Origin of the sequence: Enterovirga rhinocerotis, from assembly GCF_004363955.1 — a bacterium.
Taxonomy (GTDB): Bacteria; Pseudomonadota; Alphaproteobacteria; order Rhizobiales; family Beijerinckiaceae; genus Enterovirga; species Enterovirga rhinocerotis.
The window spans coordinates 19,408-37,548 of the sequence record NZ_SNZR01000013.1; the positions used below are offsets into that span (position 1 = coordinate 19,408).

At 70.5% G+C, this 18,141-nt stretch carries 16 protein-coding genes and 1 pseudogene; 9 read left to right on the plus strand and 8 right to left on the minus strand.

The features are described from left to right. Window positions 1-73: 73 nt before the first annotated feature. Both EV668_RS11840 and EV668_RS11845 read left to right on the plus strand, forming a co-directional pair. Window positions 74-400, plus strand: a complete 327-nt coding sequence (locus tag EV668_RS11840) for a hypothetical protein (RefSeq protein ID WP_133770254.1) — start codon at window positions 74-76, stop codon at window positions 398-400. Beyond that, the gene (locus EV668_RS11845) at window positions 387-809 is read left to right on the plus strand and encodes a type II toxin-antitoxin system VapC family toxin (protein ID WP_133770256.1); all 423 of its coding nucleotides are present in this window, start codon (window positions 387-389) and stop codon (window positions 807-809) included. The genes EV668_RS11840 and EV668_RS11845 overlap by 14 nt, the downstream gene beginning before the upstream one ends. Window positions 810-827: 18 nt before the next feature. Here EV668_RS11845 and EV668_RS11850 read toward each other — a convergent pair whose 3' ends face one another. Next, window positions 828-1,997, minus strand: a complete 1,170-nt coding sequence (locus tag EV668_RS11850) for a CobW family GTP-binding protein (protein ID WP_133771953.1) — start codon at window positions 1,995-1,997, stop codon at window positions 828-830. Between the two features lie 38 nt (window positions 1,998-2,035). Further along, on the minus strand, window positions 2,036-3,451 hold the full coding sequence (locus tag EV668_RS11855) for a D-alanyl-D-alanine carboxypeptidase family protein (protein ID WP_133770258.1): 1,416 nt from the start codon (window positions 3,449-3,451) through the stop codon (window positions 2,036-2,038). Window positions 3,452-3,612: 161 nt separating this feature from the next. Between EV668_RS11855 and EV668_RS11860 the strand changes: the two genes are divergently transcribed. The 3 genes from EV668_RS11860 to EV668_RS11870 all read left to right on the plus strand — a co-directional run bounded on the left by EV668_RS11860 (window position 3,613) and on the right by EV668_RS11870 (window position 7,138). After that, on the plus strand, window positions 3,613-4,521 hold the full coding sequence (locus EV668_RS11860; protein ID WP_133770260.1) for an EamA family transporter: 909 nt from the start codon (window positions 3,613-3,615) through the stop codon (window positions 4,519-4,521). A gap of 88 nt (window positions 4,522-4,609) precedes the next feature. Then, entirely contained in the window at window positions 4,610-5,791 is a 1,182-nt protein-coding gene (locus EV668_RS11865) for an acetyl-CoA acetyltransferase (RefSeq protein ID WP_133770261.1), read from the plus strand. A 141-nt stretch (window positions 5,792-5,932) separates the two neighbouring features. Further along, window positions 5,933-7,138 carry an MFS transporter gene (locus EV668_RS11870; RefSeq protein ID WP_133770263.1) on the plus strand — a complete coding sequence of 402 codons (1,206 nt, stop codon included), beginning with the start codon at window positions 5,933-5,935 and terminating at the stop codon, window positions 7,136-7,138. On the opposite strand, the gene EV668_RS11875 is transcribed toward EV668_RS11870, so the two are convergent. After that, on the minus strand, window positions 7,113-7,379 hold the full coding sequence (locus tag EV668_RS11875) for a BolA family protein (RefSeq protein ID WP_425359619.1): 267 nt from the start codon (window positions 7,377-7,379) through the stop codon (window positions 7,113-7,115). The two genes, EV668_RS11870 and EV668_RS11875, sit on opposite strands and share 26 nt — an antisense overlap. Before the next feature lie 77 nt (window positions 7,380-7,456). Here EV668_RS11875 and EV668_RS11880 point away from each other — a divergent pair, with 77 nt between their 5' ends. The 4 genes from EV668_RS11880 (at window position 7,457) to cobT (ending at window position 11,842) form a co-directional block, all read left to right on the plus strand. Beyond that, window positions 7,457-8,077 carry a J domain-containing protein gene (locus EV668_RS11880; protein ID WP_133770267.1) on the plus strand — a complete coding sequence of 207 codons (621 nt, stop codon included), beginning with the start codon at window positions 7,457-7,459 and terminating at the stop codon, window positions 8,075-8,077. Between the two features lie 142 nt (window positions 8,078-8,219). Further along, window positions 8,220-9,206, plus strand: coding sequence for a cobaltochelatase subunit CobS (gene cobS, locus EV668_RS11885; RefSeq protein ID WP_133770269.1), 987 nt, complete (start codon window positions 8,220-8,222; stop codon window positions 9,204-9,206). 12 nt (window positions 9,207-9,218) lie between these two features. Beyond that, complete coding sequence (locus EV668_RS11890; RefSeq protein ID WP_133770271.1) at window positions 9,219-9,941, plus strand: haloacid dehalogenase type II; 723 nt, start codon at window positions 9,219-9,221, stop codon at window positions 9,939-9,941. Then, window positions 9,938-11,842 carry a cobaltochelatase subunit CobT gene (gene cobT, locus EV668_RS11895; RefSeq protein ID WP_133770273.1) on the plus strand — a complete coding sequence of 635 codons (1,905 nt, stop codon included), beginning with the start codon at window positions 9,938-9,940 and terminating at the stop codon, window positions 11,840-11,842. Before EV668_RS11890 ends, cobT begins: the two co-directional genes overlap by 4 nt. A 191-nt stretch (window positions 11,843-12,033) precedes the next feature. On the opposite strand, the gene EV668_RS11900 is transcribed toward cobT, so the two are convergent. The 5 genes and pseudogenes from EV668_RS11900 to EV668_RS11920 all read right to left on the minus strand — a co-directional run bounded on the left by EV668_RS11900 (window position 12,034) and on the right by EV668_RS11920 (window position 18,141). Continuing rightward, window positions 12,034-12,462, minus strand: coding sequence for a Fur family transcriptional regulator (locus tag EV668_RS11900; RefSeq protein WP_133771954.1), 429 nt, complete (start codon window positions 12,460-12,462; stop codon window positions 12,034-12,036). A gap of 124 nt (window positions 12,463-12,586) precedes the next feature. Further along, window positions 12,587-12,952, minus strand: coding sequence for a ComEA family DNA-binding protein (locus EV668_RS11905; RefSeq protein WP_133770275.1), 366 nt, complete (start codon window positions 12,950-12,952; stop codon window positions 12,587-12,589). 386 nt (window positions 12,953-13,338) lie between these two features. Then, a pseudogene (locus EV668_RS11910) lies at window positions 13,339-14,856 on the minus strand (heme biosynthesis HemY N-terminal domain-containing protein); the annotation flags it as partial. A gap of 14 nt (window positions 14,857-14,870) precedes the next feature. Further along, window positions 14,871-15,320 carry a hypothetical protein gene (locus EV668_RS11915; protein WP_133770279.1) on the minus strand — a complete coding sequence of 150 codons (450 nt, stop codon included), beginning with the start codon at window positions 15,318-15,320 and terminating at the stop codon, window positions 14,871-14,873. Between the two features lie 13 nt (window positions 15,321-15,333). Then, complete coding sequence (locus tag EV668_RS11920) at window positions 15,334-18,141, minus strand: uroporphyrinogen-III synthase (RefSeq protein ID WP_166652438.1); 2,808 nt, start codon at window positions 18,139-18,141, stop codon at window positions 15,334-15,336.

Genomic DNA, 18,141 nt, shown 5'->3' on the forward strand with positions numbered 1-18,141 from the left:
ACGGACTCGGGCGGAAGCCCGAGCCGGGTGAGGAGAAGAGCTTTCCGCAAGGACGCCCCGACAGGGGACGCGCGTGCTTGACATATCGGCGTGCCGGCTCATCCTGACCGGCATGTCGATCGAGCGCACCACCGTGCGATTGCCTGCTGATCTCATGGACAAGGCACGCCGCAAGGCGGCTGCCGGTGGCAGCACCTTGGCGGCACTGATCGAGGAAGGCTTGCGGCAAGTCGTCCGCGACAAGGCCGAGCCGGATACGGCCCGGCGACGTTTGCCGCGGATCAGTCGCGCCGGCGGCGGTCTTCTTCCCGGCATCGATCTGGATCGCTCGTTCACGATCCGGGAGATCGAGGATCTCGACGACGCCGGGCGCCTGACCGCACCGCATGATCCTGCCTGACGTCAACGTCCTGATCTATGCCTTCCGGGCTGACAGCCCCCACCACGAGCGTTGCCGCGCCTGGCTGACCAGCATCGTCCTCGGCGGCCCGCGCTTCGGCCTGTCGTCTCTCGTGCTTAGTGCGGTGATCCGCATCACGACCTCGCCGCGCATCTTCCGGACGCCGAGTTCGCTGGAGGAGGCTTTCGGCTTCTGCGAGGATCTGACGAGCCAGCCGCATGCTGAGGCGATAGAGCCCGGCGCGCGCCACTGGGACATCTTCCGCCGCCTCTGCCTCGATACGGCGACACAAGGTCCGCGCACCACGGATGCGTGGCTCGCGGCGCTCGCCATCGAGAGCGGTTGCGAATGGATCACGCTGGACCGGGATTTCGCTCGGTTTCCGGGGCTGCGCTGGGCAGCTCCGTAATGGCGGTCGCGGTGGGCCTCAGCCCCGCAAGGTCGCGGGGGCGAGGGGGTTGTCGGCGAGCGCGGCCGCGTCCGGTGCGTCGAGGGACGGGATGCCGGCGAAGGCGCCCCACATCCGCTCGATGGCCTCGCCCGGCACGTCCTCGACGATCATCACGATGCGCGTGCGGCGATCGCCGTCCGGCCATACCGGCAGCATGGTCGGGATATGGAGGACGCGGCGGACGCCCTGAATGACCAGCGGCCTGTCGGGCTCGCGCTTGAGGCGGACGAGCCCCTTCAGGCGCAGGATCCGAGGCCCGAAGGTCGACCGGACCATGTCGAGGAAGAGGTCGAGCGATCCCTCGGCGATCGGCGCCTCGCTCGTCAGGACGAGAGAGCGGATGCGCTCGTCGTGCCGGCTCGGGTCGTGATGGTGATGGCCATGCCCATGATGGTGGCCGTGCCCATGATGGGCATGGCCGTCATGTGGATGGGAATGGTCGTGAGCGTGGTGATCGTCCGGCCGGCTCGCCTCGGCCTGTAGCCAGGCCTCGACGTCGCCGATCTTGCCGTCGAGGCCGAACAGGCCGCCCAACAGGAGCCGTTCGGCAGGCACGTCGCCCTGGACGGCCCGGATGATGGTCGCGCCGGGATTGAGCGCGCGGATCCGCGCCTCCAGCGGGACGGTCTCCGCCTCGGGGAGGTCGCTCTTGCTCACGACGATCCGCTCGGCGACCGCGACCTGCCGGCGTGCCTCCTCGTGGTGCTCGAGGCTTGCGAGGCCCGTCACGCCATCCACGACCGTGACCACGCCTTCGAGCCCGTAGCGCAGCTTGAGATAGGGGTGGTGCAGCACGGCCGCGAGGACGGGCGCGGGATCCGCGAGCCCCGTCGTCTCGATGACGACCCGGCGGAAGGGCATGATCCGGCCGTTGTCGCGGCGGCGCAGCAGGTCTTCCAGGGTCGAGACGAGGTCGCCGCGGATCGTGCAGCACAGGCACCCGGCCGAGAGCAGGACCATGCCCTCGTCGGACTGCTCGACGAGCAGGTGGTCGATCCCGACTGCCCCGAACTCGTTCACGATCACGACCGTGTCGGTGAGCGCCGGATCGCGCAGGAGCCGGTTGAGCAGCGTCGTCTTGCCGGCTCCGAGGAAGCCGGTGAGGACGGTAAGGGGGATCGGTGGAAGGGGGCCGCGGTCTGGCATGCCGTCCTGTGCCACGGCTGGCTCCGTCTTGTCTCCGATCAATCCGCCTTGGCGGCGGCCGACTTCTTGGCGGGCGCCGGCTTGCGGCTGGCCGTTCTCGCGGCAGGGTTCGTGCCCTGCACGGCCGGCGTCGGCTTGGCGGTGGCCGCGGCAGCCCGGCGCTGGGGCGGCAGGACGGCGCCGGCGGCGTTCGCCTTGCGCTTCGTATCCGCGACCGTCGCGTCGGCGCTCGCCCGTGCGGCGCCTCTCGGGGGCAGGCGCGGCTTGCCGGCGATGATCGACGGCGTCGCCGAGCTCGAGGTGAAGGCCATGGCGGCGGGGCCCGGCCGGCTGGCGGGCGTCGGGGTCGCGACCCGCGAGCGGCCGTTGCGCCTGGCGAGCTGGGAGCGTCCGCGACCCTTGGTCAGGGCCTCGTCGTCGTTGCCGCCCGGCTGGGCGCCGACCCAGACGGGAGTCGGCGCGAAGGCGACGCGCGGGCCGAGCGTGCGGCGCGGAGCGGCGCTCGCGAACATGGCGGCGAGCGGGTTGTCGGAGGAGGCGACATTGTCCTCCTCCTCGGCCGGCTGCCTGCGCTTCGGACCGCAGACGACGGGCCGCATGTCGGGGGCCGCCATGGAGGCCGAGAGAGGCAGCGTCTCGAGCGTGCCCGCGCCCCAGCCGGAGGAGCTGAAATTGGCGTCGAAGAGCTGGGCGGCGCGCAGATCGCGCTCCTTCGAGGACGCGTGACCCATGACCACCGTGATCAGGCGGCGGCCGCCCTGCTGGGCGGAGGCGACGATGTTGAATCCGCCGGAGCAGATGAAGCCGGTCTTCATGCCGTCGGCCCCCGGATAGCGTCCGAGGAGGCCGTTATGGTTGCGCATGACGACGCTGCCGAGCTGCACGGCACCGATGCTGAACAGGTCCTGCCGATCCGGGAACTCGCGCAGCAGCGCCCGCGCCAGGATCGCCATGTCGCGGGCGGAGGTCACCTGGCGATTATCCGGCAGGCCGCTCGGATTGTACCAGCGGCTCTCGTTCATGCCGAGGCGGCGGGAGGCCTGGTTCATCATCGCCGCGAAGCCCTCCATGGACCCGCCGACATTCTCGCCGATCATGGTGGCGACGTCGTTCGCCGACTTCACCATGATGATCTTCAGCGCGTTCTCGAGCGTGAGCGTCAGGCCCGGGCGCAGGCCGATCTTCGAGGGCGGCATCGCGGCCGCCCGCTCCGACATGGTCAGCAGCGAATTCATGCGCAGCCGACCTGACCTCACCTGATCGAGCGCGACATAGACCGTCATCAGCTTGGTGACGGAGGCCGGATACCAGGGATCGGTCGCCCGTTCGGCATGGAGCACCCGGCCCGAAGCCGCGTCGACGACCAGGGACGGGGTCTGCGCGGACGCGGTCCCGAATGCGCCGACGGCCAGGGCCAGGGCAGTCGCGATAAGGGCTCTCGGCCTCGCTCTCATGCGGGTCAGCTCCAGAACGGCGAGAATCGGGCGGCAGGGATCGAGCGCGCGAAAAGGGATGGAAACGTCAGCGCATCAGCCATGCGCTTGTGCCCCCTCACTTATCCCCTCATACGTGGCGACACCAAGGCATAGCACGAAACCGGCAAGACACGATCGTCATGGACATCACGTTCCTCTGGGTGCCCGTGACCCTGATCGCCGCGGCGGGGCAGGTCGCCCGCAACGCCATGCAGAGGCGCCTGACCGAGACGATCGGCACGGTCGGCGCGACCCAGGTCCGCTTCCTCTACGGGTTCCCCTTCGCGCTCGTTTTCCTCGCCTGTATCCTTCTTGCCACGGGCGAGTCCCTTCCCGGGCCCGGTGCCGGCTTCGCCGGGTTCCTCGTGCTCGGCGCCGTCTCGCAGATCCTGGCCACGGCGATGATGCTGGCGGCGATGCGGGATCGATCCTTCTCGGTCGTGACGGCGCTGATCAAGACGGAGGCGATCCAGATCGCGGTGTTCGGCTTCCTGGTGCTCGGGGACCGGCTGTCGCTGCCGGGCATCCTGGCGGTCGGGATCGCGAGCGCGGGCGTCGTCGCGATGTCCTGGTCGAAGCGCACGGCCGGGGAGGCCCTTCAGGGCGGCCTGAAGCCGATCGCGCTCGGGATCGTCTCGGGAGGCCTCTTCGCCCTGTCCGCCGTCGGCTATCGCGGCGCGATCCTCGCGCTCGATTCGGGCTCCTTTCTCGTCCGCGCCTCGACCACCCTCTCCTGTGCCCTCGCGCTCCAGACCGCGATCCTGCTCGTCTGGCTTCTGGCCTTCGACAGGGCGGCGATGATGGGGAGCCTGCGCGAATGGCGGTCCTCGCTGCTCGCCGGCTTCACCGGCGCCGCGGCCTCGCAGTTCTGGTTCATCGGCTTCGCGCTCACGGCCGCGGCCAATGTCCGGACCCTCGCTCTCGTCGAGGTGCTGATGGCCCAGGCCGTCTCGCGCAAGCTTCTCCACCAGGACACATCCCGGCGCGAGATCGCCGGGATGGCGATGATCGTGGTTGGGGTGCTGCTGCTTCTGGTGTCGGCCCGCTAGCCGGCATCCGGCCTGCCCCGCGCCCGCGCGTCTTGTCCGGCCATTTCGAACCGTGCATAGGCCTCGGTCAACGGATCGGAGAAACGCCATGGACCAGCTCCCTCAGAAGCCGGCGATCGTCGGCTGGGCCCACACCCCCTTCGGCAAGCACGACGCCGAGACCGTCGAGAGCCTGGTCGTCCGCGTCGTGCGCGAGGCGCTCGACCATGCCGGCATCGGTCCGGACGAGGTCGACGAGATCCTGCTCGGCCATTTCAACGCCGGCTTCTCGCCGCAGGACTTCACCGCCTCGCTCGTGCTCCAGGCCGATGACCGGCTTCGCTTCAAGCCGACGACCCGCGTCGAGAACGCCTGCGCGACCGGCTCGGCCGCCGTCCAGCAGGGCGTCCGCGCCATCGAGGCCGGGCACGCGAAGGTCGTCCTCGTCGTCGGCGTCGAGCAGATGACGCGCACGCCCTCCGCCGAGATCGGACGGAACCTGCTCAAGGCCTCCTATCTCGCCGAGGAGGGCGACGTGCAGGGCGGTTTCGCCGGCGTGTTCGGCCAGATCGCGCAATCCTATTTCCAGCGCCATGGCGATCAGTCCGATGCCTTGGCGCTCATCGCCGCGAAGAACCACAAGAACGGCGTCGACAACCCCTATGCCCAGATGCGCAAGGATCTCGGCTTCGACTTCTGCCGCCAGGAATCGGAGAAGAACCCCTTCGTCGCCGGGCCGCTGAAGCGCACCGATTGCTCGCTCGTCTCCGACGGCGCCGCCGCGCTCGTCATCGCCGATGGCGAGACCGCGCAGGGCATGAAGCGCGCCGTCGCCTTCCGCGGCACGGCCCATGCGCAGGATTTCCTGCCCCTGTCGAAGCGCGACATCCTGAAGTTCGAGGGCTGCACGGTCGCCTGGCAGCGGGGCCTCGAGCAGGCTGGGATCGCGCTGTCGGACCTCTCCTTCGTCGAGACGCACGACTGCTTCACCATCGCCGAGCTGATCGAGTACGAGGCGATGGGCCTCGTGCCGGAAGGGCAGGGCGCGCGCGCCATCAAGGAAGGCTGGACGCTGAAGGGCGGCAAGCTGCCGGTGAACCCCTCGGGCGGCCTGAAGTCGAAGGGCCATCCGATCGGCGCGACGGGCGTGTCGATGCACGCCCTCTCCGCGATGCAGCTCTGCGGCGAGGCCGGCGGCATCCAGGTCGAGGGCGCGACGCTCGGCGGCATCTTCAACATGGGCGGTGCCGCGGTCGCGAACTACGTCTCGGTGCTCGAGCGCGTGAAGTAGGCCGCGGGCGGGCGGGTCGGTCCGCCTGCTGATCGCGGTGTGCCGACCCTCCCCGTCCAGGGGAGGGTGAGCCTCCGGCTTCGAGAGCATCCGGGAGGAACCCGTGCCGAACCGGGGCGGGCATGAGAGGGCCAGGCGGCCGTGACGAGCTTTCTCGTTCTTCTTTTCGCGTACACTCTGAGCCAGTTCTACCGCTCGTTCCTGGCCGTCGTCTCGGCCGACATGACCCGAGACCTCCGGCTCGATCCGGCCGCGTTGGGGACTTTGTCCGCCGCCTGGTTCTTCGCCTTCGCCTTCGCGCAGTTTCCGGTCGGCTATGCGCTCGACCGCTGGGGGCCGAGGCGGATGCTGGCCCTGGCCATGCTGGCCGCCGTTGGAGGAGCGCTCTGGCTCGCCCTCGCATCGGGGTTCACGGATGCCGTGATCGCGATGGTGCTGATCGGGATCGGCTGTTCGCCGATCTACATGTCCTCGCTCTACATCGTCGCGCGGACGCGGCCGCACCAATTCGCCTTTCTGTCGTCGGCCATCCTCGGCATCGGCTCGATCGGGAACCTCCTCGGCGCGACGCCGCTCGTCCTCGCCGCCGAGCGCTTCGGATGGCGCGGCTCGCTGATGGGCATCGCCGCCCTGACCCTCGCCTCGGCGGTCTCGGTCTGGCTTCTGGTGCGGGACCCTCCGCCAGCGGAGCGGACGGGCGGGGATTCGCTTCTCGGCGGCCTGAAGACGATCCTCTCGATCCGCGTGATCTGGCTACTCGTGCCGCTCGCGCTCGTGAGCTACGCCGTCGTGATCGCGACCCGGTCCGTGTGGATCGCGCCGTATCTGACCAGCACCTTCGGGCTCGCGCCCGAGCCGCTCGGGAACGCCGTGCTCGCCATGGCGCTCGCCATGTCGCTCGGGGCCATCATCTCGGGCGCGCTGGAGCGCTGGATCGGAGCGAAGACCACCACCGCCTGCGGCATCGCCATCGGAACCTGCGGCTTCCTGGCTCTCGGCCTCGGCTATGCGCGCGATGTCTGGGCGGCGGTCGCGATCCTCACCGCGATCGGCTTCTTCGGCATCATGTATGCCGTCCTGCTGGAGCACGCCCGGTCCTTCATGCCGGCGGCCCTCGTCGGCCGGGGCATCACCTTCATGAACTTCGCCTTCATCGGCGGCAGCGGGTTGGTGCAGTGGCTGTCGGGGCGGGCCGTGAGCGGCTGGATCGGCGAGGGGATGGCGGCACCGGAGGCCTATCAGCGCCTCTTCCTCGCCTTCGGCATCGCGCTCGTCGCCGCCCTTGCGATCTACCTCTTCGCGCCGCCGCGGCCGGCCCGGGCTATTCGCCCGGCGCCCGCGCCTTGATGGCGAGCGCGTGAAGGCCGCGCGCGAAGGCCGGTGCGAGGGCCTGGTTCACCAGACGGTGCCGCTCGACGCGGCTCTTGCCGGCGAAGGCCGGCGATACGACATCCACCCTGAAATGAGTTTCGCCGCCCTCGCGCCAGCCGGCATGGCCCGCATGGAGGTGGGATTCGTCCAGCACCGAGACGGTCTCGGTCGAAAATTCCCGACGCAAAGCCTCGTCGATCCAGTCTCTTAACGCCACGTCAACCTCGCGCGGGCTCGCTGGCTCGTCCCGGCGGGGTTGCCCGAACGCCCGCCGCGCTCCCATAATCGGCTCATATGGACCTCAACTCACCCCTTTTCGACCGCATCAGGATCAAGCCCTCCGCCGACGAGCCGAGGAAGGCCGAGCCCACCTGCGAGCATCCCGGCTGTTCCGCTGCCGGTCCGCACCGGGCCCCGAAGGGACGCGGACGCGAGGGGGAGTACTGGCGCTTCTGCCTCGATCACGTCCGCGAGTACAACAAGCGCTACAACTATTTCGACGGCATGGCCGACGACGACGTCATGGCGTTCCAGAAGGATGCCTCGACGGGCCACCGGCCGACCTGGAACTCGGCCAGCAACGCGGCCACCGGCCGCCGCCGCAAGGACGGCTCCCCGCCGCCGACGAACGATTTCGACTATCTCGATCCGTTCGGTGTCCTGCGCTCCGCGCAACCCTTTCACGCGCGCCGCGCGGCCGAGCCCGAACGGCCTCGCCGTCCGGCTCCCGTCATGCGTGCGCTCGAGACGCTGGGGCTCGACGACAACGCCGATGCAGCCGCCATCAAGGCTCAGTACAAGACGCTCGTGAAGCGTTTTCACCCCGACGCGCATGGCGGCGACCGGTCTTTCGAGGACCGGCTGCGCGAGATCATCCGGGCTCACGACACGCTCAAGGCCGCCGGCCTCTGCTGATCGTGCCCTTTTTGGTCCTGTCGAGCACCGGTCTCGAAATTGCACGCGGACGGGCACGCCGCTAAGACAGTCTGACAACAGCGCCCAACTCACCGGGACCGTCAGGGCTCGGTCACGCCCTGCCCCGAAGAAGGCTCATTCGATGCTGATGACAACCGATGCCCCTCCGGCCGTTCCGGACATGAAGGTGTCCGTCCGCCAGGTCTTCGGAATCGATACCGACCTCGAAGTTCCCGCCTTTTCCACGTCGGAGAGCCACGTCCCGGATACCGATCCGGACTACATCTTCGATCCCCCGACGACGCTCGCCATCCTTGCCGGCTTCTCGCGGAACCGGCGCGTGATGGTCACGGGCTATCACGGCACCGGCAAGTCGACTCATATCGAGCAGGTCGCGGCGCGGCTGAACTGGCCCTGCGTCCGCATCAACCTCGACAGCCACGTCTCCCGGATCGACCTCGTCGGCAAGGACGCGATCGTCCTCAAGGAGGGCAAGCAGGTCACGGAGTTCCGCGACGGCATCCTGCCCTGGGCCTACCAGAACAACGTCGCGCTCGTCTTCGACGAATACGATGCCGGCCGGCCGGACGTGATGTTCGTGATCCAGCGCGTGCTCGAATCCTCGGGCCGCCTGACCCTGCTCGACCAGAGCCGGGTCATTCGTCCCCACCCCGCCTTCAGGCTCTTCGCGACGGCCAACACGGTCGGGCTCGGCGACACCTCGGGCCTCTATCACGGCACGCAGCAGATCAACCAGGCGCAGATGGATCGCTGGTCGATCGTGACGACGCTCAACTACCTGCCGCACGACGTCGAGGTCGGCATCGTCCTGTCCAAGGCGCACCACTATCGGAACCCCGAGGGCCGGGACATCGTCGGCAAGATGGTCCGGCTCGCCGACCTCACCCGCAACGCCTTCATCAACGGCGACCTCTCGACGGTGATGTCGCCGCGCACGGTGATCACCTGGGCGGAGAATGCCGAGATCTTCTCGGATGTCGGCTTCGCCTTCCGGCTGACCTTCCTCAACAAGTGCGACGAGCTCGAACGCTCCCTCGTCGCCGAGTTCTACCAGCGCACCTTCGGCAAGGAATTGCCGGAGAGCGCCGTCAACGTCGCGCTGAGCTGAGACGGAGCCCCCATGGCTGAGGCAGGCGAGGGGGACGCGGTGCCCGAGGTCGGGGCTCTGTTCTTCGACGTGTTCGGGACGCTGGTCGACTGGCGCGGCTCGATCGCGCGCGACGCGCCGCCGATCATCGGGCGGGAGATCGACGGCTTCGCCTTCGCCGATGCCTGGCGGGACGAGTACCAGCCCGGCATGGAGGGCGTGCGCAAGGGGGATCGCGGCTACGTGAAGCTCGATCTGCTTCACCGCGAAAACCTCGAGCGCATCCTGCCTCGCTTCGGGTTGACCGACTTGGCTGAGGATGCCCGGGTACAGCTCAACCTCCTCTGGCACCGGCTGGACGCCTGGCCGGACGTCGAGTTCGGCCTCTCCCGCCTGCGCCGGAAGTTCCGGCTCGCGCCGGTCTCGAACGGCAATATCGGCCTGATGGTCGACCTCGCCCGGAAGAACGGCTTCGTCTGGGACGCGATCCTCGGGGCCGAGATCGCGCGGGACTACAAGCCGAAGCCGGCGGTCTATCTCGCGGCGGCCGAAGCGCTCGGGCTCCCGCCGGAGCGCTGCATGATGGTGGCCGCCCATTCCTACGACCTCGCGGCCGCCGCCGAGTGCGGGCTCCGGACGGCTCATATCGCGCGCCCCGACGAGCATGGGCCGGGCACGGGCGAGACCCAGCCTCTGGTTCCCGTCGACGTCGCCGCCGGCAGCCTGACGGAACTCGCACAGCGTCTGTCCACATGACGATCTCGAACCGCAAGCCGGGCGAACGGCGGGAGCCGCCGAACGAGCCCCTCAAGCGCTCGATCGCGGCCTGCCTGCGCGCCATCGCGCACAGGCCCGAGCTCGAAGTCACCTACGCGCCCGACCGGCCCTCGCTGTCCGGTGAGCGGGCGCGGCTGCCCGAGCCGCCGCGCAAGGTCAGCCCGGAAGACGTCGCCATCGTGCGCGGTCACGCCGATTCAATGGCTCTGCGCCTCGCCTGTCACGACGCGGCCCTGCATCGCCGCTTCGCGCCTCAGGCCCAGGCGGCGCGCTCCGTGTTCGACGCCGTCGAGCAGGCCCGCGTCGAGGCCATCGGCTCCCGCCGGATGGAGGGCGTCGCCCAGAACATCTCGGCGATGATCGAGGACCGCTATCACCGCGGCGGCCGCTACGAGGAGATCACCGACCGGGCCGACGCGCCGCTCGAAGACGCGGTCGCCCTCATGGTGCGGCAGCGGCTGACCGGGCGGAAGCCGCCAGCCTCGGCCGAGAAGATCGTCGACCTCTGGCGCGACTTCATCGAGGACAAGGCGGGGACCGATCTCGACGGCCTTCTGTCGAATCTCGAGAATCAGCGCGCCTTCGCGCAATCGGTGCGCGAATTGCTGTCCTCGCTCGACATGGCGGACGATGCGGCTTTCGACCGCGAGGACGACCAGAACGAGGACGACGCCGACAATTCGGAGCAGCAGGAGGGCGGAGAAGGCGAGGCGGAGGAGCGCGCCGACGGAGAGCGCGCCGAGATCGACCTTCAGGACGACGCGACGGAGGAGCTGGAGGACGGGGCGACCGAATCCGCCGATGCTCCGACGGGCGAGATGCCCGAGGACATGGAGGAATCGGATGCGGACGAGGCCTCCGAGGCCTGGCGCCCGCCGCCATCCCGCGCCAACGAGAACCGCGGTCCGGAATACCACGCCTTCACGACCAAGTTCGACGAGGAGATCGAGGCGGACGAGCTGTGCGACGCCGAGGAACTGGCCCGGCTGCGCTCCTATCTCGACAAGCAGCTCTCGCATCTCCAGGGCGTCGTCGGCCGTCTGGCGAACCGGTTGCAGCGGCGGCTGCTGGCGCAGCAGAACCGCTCCTGGAACTTCGATCTCGAGGAGGGCATCCTCGATCCGGCCCGCCTGCCGCGTGTCGTCATCGACCCGCAGCAGCCCCTCTCCTTCAAGCAGGAGAAGGACACCGATTTCCGCGACACGGTGGTGAGCCTCCTGATCGACAATTCGGGCTCGATGCGGGGCCGTCCGATCACCGTCGCGGCCACCTGCGCCGACATCCTGGCGCGCACGCTCGAGCGCTGCGGCGTCAAGGTCGAGATCCTCGGCTTCACGACGCGGGCCTGGAAGGGCGGACAGTCGCGCGAGAGCTGGCTCCAGGGCGGCAAGCCGGCCAGTCCCGGCCGCCTGAACGACCTGCGCCACATCGTCTACAAATCCGCGGATGCGCCCTGGCGGCGCGCGCGGCGCAATCTCGGCCTCATGATGCGCGAGGGGCTGCTGAAGGAGAACATCGACGGCGAGGCGCTGGACTGGGCGCATCAGCGCCTGCTCGGCCGCATGGAGCAGCGCCGGATCCTGATGGTGATCTCGGACGGCGCGCCGGTCGACGATTCGACGCTGTCGGTGAATGCCGGCAACTATCTCGAGCGGCACCTGCGCCACATCATCGACGAGATCGAGAACCGCTCGCCGGTGGAGCTGATCGCGATCGGCATCGGCCACGACGTCACGCGCTACTACCGGCGCGCCGTCACGATCGTCGATGCCGAGGAACTCGGCGGCGCGATGACGGAGAAGCTGGCCGAGCTCTTCGACGAGAAGGCGACGCCGGTGCCGACGGCGACCCGAGCCCCGAAGCGGCGCGCGCGGGCGTAAGGGGCGGAGCGCAAGCTCGCCCCCTCCTCATCCTGAGGCGCTTCGCGAAGCGAAGCCTCGAAGGGCGCACCATCGTCGCGCGTGCTTCGAGGCTCGCCCTGCGGGCGAGCACCTCAGCATGAGGAGCCTGGGCTTGCATCTTGGGCAGGGGGGCGTCGAACGTCGGGTTCGACCTGACCTTGTTCCGACCCCTACGGCCGCTTCCGCCCCTTGATCGGCTTCGCGTAGATCTCGAGCCGGTGGCTGACGATCCGGAAGCCGAGATTGCGGGCGATCTCCTCCTGGAGCCGCTCGATCTCGGGGGAATGGAACTCGATCACGCGGCCGCTCTCGATATCGATGAGATGGTCGTGATGGGCCTGGGCCGCGCTCTCGTAGCGGGCGGGGCCGTCCGCGAAGGCGTGACGGGCGAGAATCCCCTTGTCCTGCAGCAGCTTCACGGTCCGGTAGACGGTCGCCATGGAGATGCCGGGATCGATCGCCGCGGCCCGGCGATGCAACTCGGCGGCGTCGGGATGATCGTCGGCGCGGGAGAGGACCGACAGGATCGTCAGCCGCTGGCCGGTCATCCGCAGGCCCTGCTCTCGGCAGGCGCCTTCCAGTTCGTTTGCCCTATCCATGATGTCGCTGTCGGTCACGCGTCCTGGTCCGGCCCCGATTCCTCGGAGCCTATAGCATGGCGCAACCGTCCCGGCGCCGTCTGCCGGGGACCTACAGAGGATTCTCGGCGCCGAGAGGCGTGGATCACGCCTGCTTGGCGATGATCCGGTCCTTGATCTGGTCGTACACGTTCTGAGGAACGATCTTCTTGCGGACGAGGTCGTCCTTCCCCCGGTAGGGCCGGTTCTTGATGATGGCCTCGGAGCGGACGGCACCGATGCCCGGAAGCGCCTCGAGCTCTTCCTTGGTCGCCGAATTGAGGTCGAGCAGCTTGGTCGCGGCCGGCGTGGCAGCGGGAGCTGGCGCCGGCTTCGCGGCCGGTGCGGTCGCGGGCGCAGCGGGGGCCGGTTTCGCGGGGCTCGTGGCGGGGGCCGCCTGCTGCGCCTGTGCCGCGATCGGCAACACGAGTGCGGAGAGTAGGGCGGCAGCGAGAAGACGTGACCGAAGCATGAGGTTCACTCCAGCGATCCCAAAGCCTCGGGGGAGGAGGCCGGGGGCGATCATCACACGCGTAACCTGAACCGCTGCCGACGATCCTCGCCGCCTTCCAGACCCGGATCGTCCGGCGGATGGCGCACGGGGAAGACGACCGGCTCCGGCTCCGCGGCCGGCCGGGTCCGGACCGGTCCGGACCCGTTCGGGGTATCCGGCTTCGCCGTCTCGGTGGCCTTGGCGGGCGGTGCGATCTCGGCCGGGGCCTTGGCGTCCTTACCGTCCTTGGGCTCCGCGGATTTGCCGGGAGCCGGGGGCTCGGGCTTGATGGGCTCGGCGGCCTTCGGAGGTTCGGCAGCCGGACCCGCCTTCGATGTCGGCACCGGCGGCTTCGCGGCGGGCGGCGGAACAGGGGCCGGGACAGGGGCCGGGACAGGGGTTGCGGCGGCGGCCGGGGTCGAAACCGGTGCCGGAACGGCCGGCGGAACGGGTTCGGGCGCGGGCGGTGCCTTCGGAGCGGGATCCGCCGCGACCGGAGCGGGCGGCGCGATGGTGCGTCCGATGAAAGGCGGCAGCTCGGCTTCCGGTTCCTCGGGCTCGAAGAAGGCGGCCTCGTTCCCCTCGGCAGGCGCGCCGAGCGCTTCCGGCGGCGTCTCCCAGACGAAGGCGTCGAGGCGACCCGTGACCGGCGAGACCGGCATCCAGCGATCCGAGACGTAGCCGTCGGCGATCCAGGCCTTGTCCCGCGGGGCGCGGGCGGCACGGGCGAGCCATTCGCGGGCGGCGCCCGCCTGCCCGCTCCGGCCTTCGATCTCGGCCATCGTCATGCAGAGGCGGACCGTCGGCCGCTCGGAGCCGCCGAGCAGGGGCGCCAGCGCCTCGCGCGCCTTCGGGAAATCGCGCGCCTCGATCGCGGCGCGCGCGACCGCGAACCGGGCCTCGTCCGACCAGCTCGACAGCTTCGCCAGCGTCTCCGCGCGACGCATCCGGTCGAGGGCCGAATCGCCCGGGCGCAGGTTGAGATAGGCGCCGGCGAGATCGGGATGCGGTTCGGCGCTCCAGGCGGCTTCGATGATCTTGGCGGCGCGCTTCAGGTCGCCCTTGCCGGAGAGCAGCCGTCCGGCCAGCGTCGCCGCCGGCACGAGGTCGGGAGCGAGTTTCGCGGCCTGTTCGGCGGTGGCGAGAGCGCCGTTCGGATCGCTCGCCTCGCGCTGCATCGCATCGGCCGTGAGCAGCACGGCGCGCTGGCGCCGCGAGGTGGCGCGGTCGACGAGGCCGAGCGAGGAGCGGCGCTCGATCATGCGCACGGCACCGGTCCAGTCGCCCTCGGCGGATTTGGCTTCGAGCACCGCGTCGCTGGCCCAGCCGACCGACGGCGCGATCCTGGCCGCTTCCTCGGCGTGCTCGGCCGCCGACGCCGCGTCCCCGCGGCGCCGCGCTTCGAGATAGAGGCCGCGCAGACCGAGGACGCGCGTCTCGGGCGTGCCGGCCATCTCGCGGAAGGTCGCCTCGGCCCGGTCGCGGTCACCGGAGGCCTGAGCGGCCTGCGCCTTGAGCAGAAGGGCCAGGGGCTGGTGCCCGAGCAGCCGCTCGGCCTCGCCCGCATAGCGCCGCGCCGCGACCACGTCGCCCGCTCCCACCGCCACGATGCCGCGCGAGAGGGCCGTGTAGCCCCGCTTCTCCTTCCGGCCGCGCGCATGGCGCCGCAGCGTGAAGGGAAGCCGGATCACGCCGCGGATCAGCGCGAGGACGAAGGCGATGAGAAGGGCCGCGGCCACCAGGCCCGTGACGCCGACCGCGAGGGAGACCGAGTACTCGGTCCCGCGCCACGTCATCGAGAGGGTCTCGGGATTGCTGGCCAGCCAGACCGCGCCCCAGGCCGCAAGGCCGACGAGGGCGAGATAGAGAAGGACGCGCCACATGGTTCGATAGGCTCCTAGCGCGTGTGACCGCGCATGCGGCCGGTTGCGGACGAAAGCCGAAGGTTGCCCCGGCTCAAGGCGACGAGAAACGCGATCAGGTAGGCAAAGGCAACCATGCTCGCGGCGCCCGATGCGAGGGATCCGGAGAAGCTGCCTCCTCGCCACGCAAGCGTCATGGTCTCAATCGGCATGGAACGAGCGAGCCCAGCGTAGACGGCCGCGACGATGACGGCGGCAAAGGGAAGCGAAACGATGAGAGGTGGCATGTCGCCGCCGCTGATCGCGATGATGATGCCCGGAAAGAAGAGAAACAGCGTCAGAAATCCGACGACGGGACCGGTCAGGGCCACCGAATACTCCATCCCGCTCCAGGTCGCGGAGACCGCGCTGGACGGGCCGCCCAGCATCAGCGCGCAAAACGCCGCCATCCACGTGGCGGCGAGACAGAGAAGACCCCGCGCCATCCCGGGCCGGCTCCTAGCGCGTGGCCGCGTCGAGCGCGGCGAGCGATTGTGCGCCGATCCGGCGGGCGGCGTCTTCCGCCGCCGCGCGGCCGCCGAGGCGTTCGCCGAAGGTGGCCGAGACGCGGCGCTTGTCCTCGGGAAGCTTGTCCCAGGCGGCCTTGGCCTCGCCGACCGCGCCGCGCGCGAGGGAGCTCTCGATCCGGGCGATCAGGCCCGGCACGTCGCTGCCGCTGCCGTCGCCGATGGCCCGGACGGTCACGACCTTGCCGACGAGGCGCTTACCCTTGTCGAGCCAGCTCTCGTCCGGCTGGGCCGGCACGGCCGTCATGGCGTCGGCGAGGGGCTTGAACTCCGCGGCGAGCGTCGATGCGCTCGGCGCCGCCGCCTCGGCATAGGGCTGGAGCGGCGCGAGCAGGGCAGGCTCCGTCCCGAGCTTCGTCAGGGCCGCGATGGCGGGCTTCAGCGGTGCGCCGGAGCGCATCGCATCGTCCAGCCGGCCGGCGACGACGACGCGGAGCCCGGCCTGGATCGCGGCCGGGGAGAGCTTGGCGAGATCGGCCGAGACCCGTCCGAGGCCATCGGTCAGCGTCGTCAGCCGCTTCTCGGCATCGGCGCTGCGTGTATCGAGCGTCGCGGTCCCCGTCCTCAGGGTCCCGACATCGGTCTGGAGGCTGCGGACATGGGTGTTCAGCGCCTCGATCGCCTTCGAGCCCGCGGCGAGGCCTTCCGTCGTCTTGCCAGCGAGCGTTTCGAGCGTCTGGCCGATGCTGGTGGTGATCGGGCCGAAGCGTGCGGCGGCGGCTGTCGCCTCGTCGGCCTTCTTCGCGGCTTCGGCGACGCCGGCGGCGGTCTCGTCGAGGCGCTTCGCGGTCTCGTCGACGCGGCCGGTCAGGGCCTGGATCGAGGCACGGGCCTCCTGATCGGGGCCGGCGACGGCGGTCGTCCCGGCCGGGCGGCCGAGGGCTTCCGCCGCCTGTTTCCCGGCCGTCTCGGCGGCGGCACGGGCGGCCTTGGCATCGTTGCCCGCCTGCCGCAGGCCGGATTCGAGCGCGGCGATGCGCGGCTCGATCGTGCCCGGCTCCGCGATGCGGCGCTCAAGGGCCGCCAGGCGCTCGTCGGCGCCGGTATTGGGCAGGAACTGGAGGGCGCCCGCGGTCAGCAGCGCGCCGAGAAGGCCGCCGCCGAGGCCCGCCGCGAAGACGGCGCCCGATCCGCCGCGGCGAGGCTCGGCCGCAGCGGGAGGAGGCGTGCGATCCTTGTCCGTGGCGGGCGTCTGGGGCGCGGCGGTGCCGCTCGCGGGCGTCGCGGAAGAAGGCTTCGTTGTGCTCGTGGCGGCCGCGCTCGCCGGAGAGGACGGGCCCTTGGCCGAGGAGGCCGCATCCGCGGGCTTCGACGATCCGGTCGCGGGCGCCTCGGCGGGCTTGGTTCCGAGGCCGGGCGTTGCGGTGGAGGAGGCCGCGGAGGACGTCGACGGGCCCGTCGCGCCGGGCTTGCCGGATGCCGGCACCGACGAGGAGGAGGCCGCAGCCGTCGATGCCGACGGGGCAGCGGTCGAGGAGAATGGCGCGCCGGATTTGGGCGTATCGGCCTTGGCGGACGCCGAGGAGGAGGCGGCAGCCGCGCTCGCGCCCTTGTCGTCCGGCTTCGCGCTGGTCGTGGGGCCGCCCGCAGAAGGCTTGCCGTCCGACGGCGTCGCGCCGGCCGGTTTGGGGGGAGACGCCGGGCTCGCCACGTTCTTGGCTTCGGGCGGCTTGGCCTCGCCGGGTTTGGGCTCGCCGGGCTTGGCCTCACCGCTGCCGGCTTCCTTGCCCGTCTGAGCGCCCGCGGTCGCGGGGGGCTGCGTCTTGGACGTGTCGGGCTTGCCGGAGGCGTCCGTGCCGCCGGCTGCGGTCGTCGACCCGCCCTTGCCGGGCGCGTCCTTCGCGGACGCGTCCTTGGCCGCAACCTCTTCGGCCTTCAGGTCGATGGTAGGCGGCGTCCGCCGCAGGGGATCCCGTCGCGTATCGCTCATCGAGGGGCCGTCGTCCTTGGCTGGCTGAGAAGTGCCGGTGGGCGGATTCGTTCCCTGTCTAACACTCGATTTGAGGCGGGCGCGAGCCCGCGCGTCAATCGGCCCGAGATGGGCGCGTTCGATCAGGTCGAGCAGGGCGGCCTCGTCCGGCCGTCTCGCCACCGCGATGCGGATGGGTCCGAGGCCGTCGAGCGCCGCGGCGACGGCGCGGGACAGACACAGATGGACCGGCTTCAGCAGCGCGGCGGCCAGGCCCGCCTCCGCCGCAAGCCTCACCAGCGTCTCGGCGCTGCGGGGGGAATAGTGGAGGATCGTGTCGAGGCTTCCCTCGGCGAGGGCCGTGCGGGCGACGTCCGGCAGCACCGCCACGGTGCGCGTCTCGTAGACCTCCCACACCGACAGGTCGAAGCCCGCGCGCCGCAGAGACGCCTCGGGCTCGTCGCGGCGCGGGATCCCCGCGACGCGAAGCAGGGCGGCGCCGCGCGGAAAAGCCTTGCCGACGGCGCGCGCGAGCGTCTTGCCGTCCTGAGCGGCCACCACGCGCGCGAACCCGGCTTCCAGCAGGGCCTCAGCCGTCGCCGGGCCGACCGCGTGGATCGGGACGTCGCGGAAGCGACCGAGATGGGTCGCGAGCGCCGGTACGGCATTGGCGCTCGTCACGAGGATGGCGGCCGGTATCGCAACGTGCGGCGGATGGCCCGTCGGCACGATCGCGAGCAGCGGCGCGAGGACCGCCTCGTGACCGCGCCCGACGAGCGCGCGGGCCGTCGCCTCGGCCTGGTCCGGTGGGCGTCCGACGAGAACCCGCAT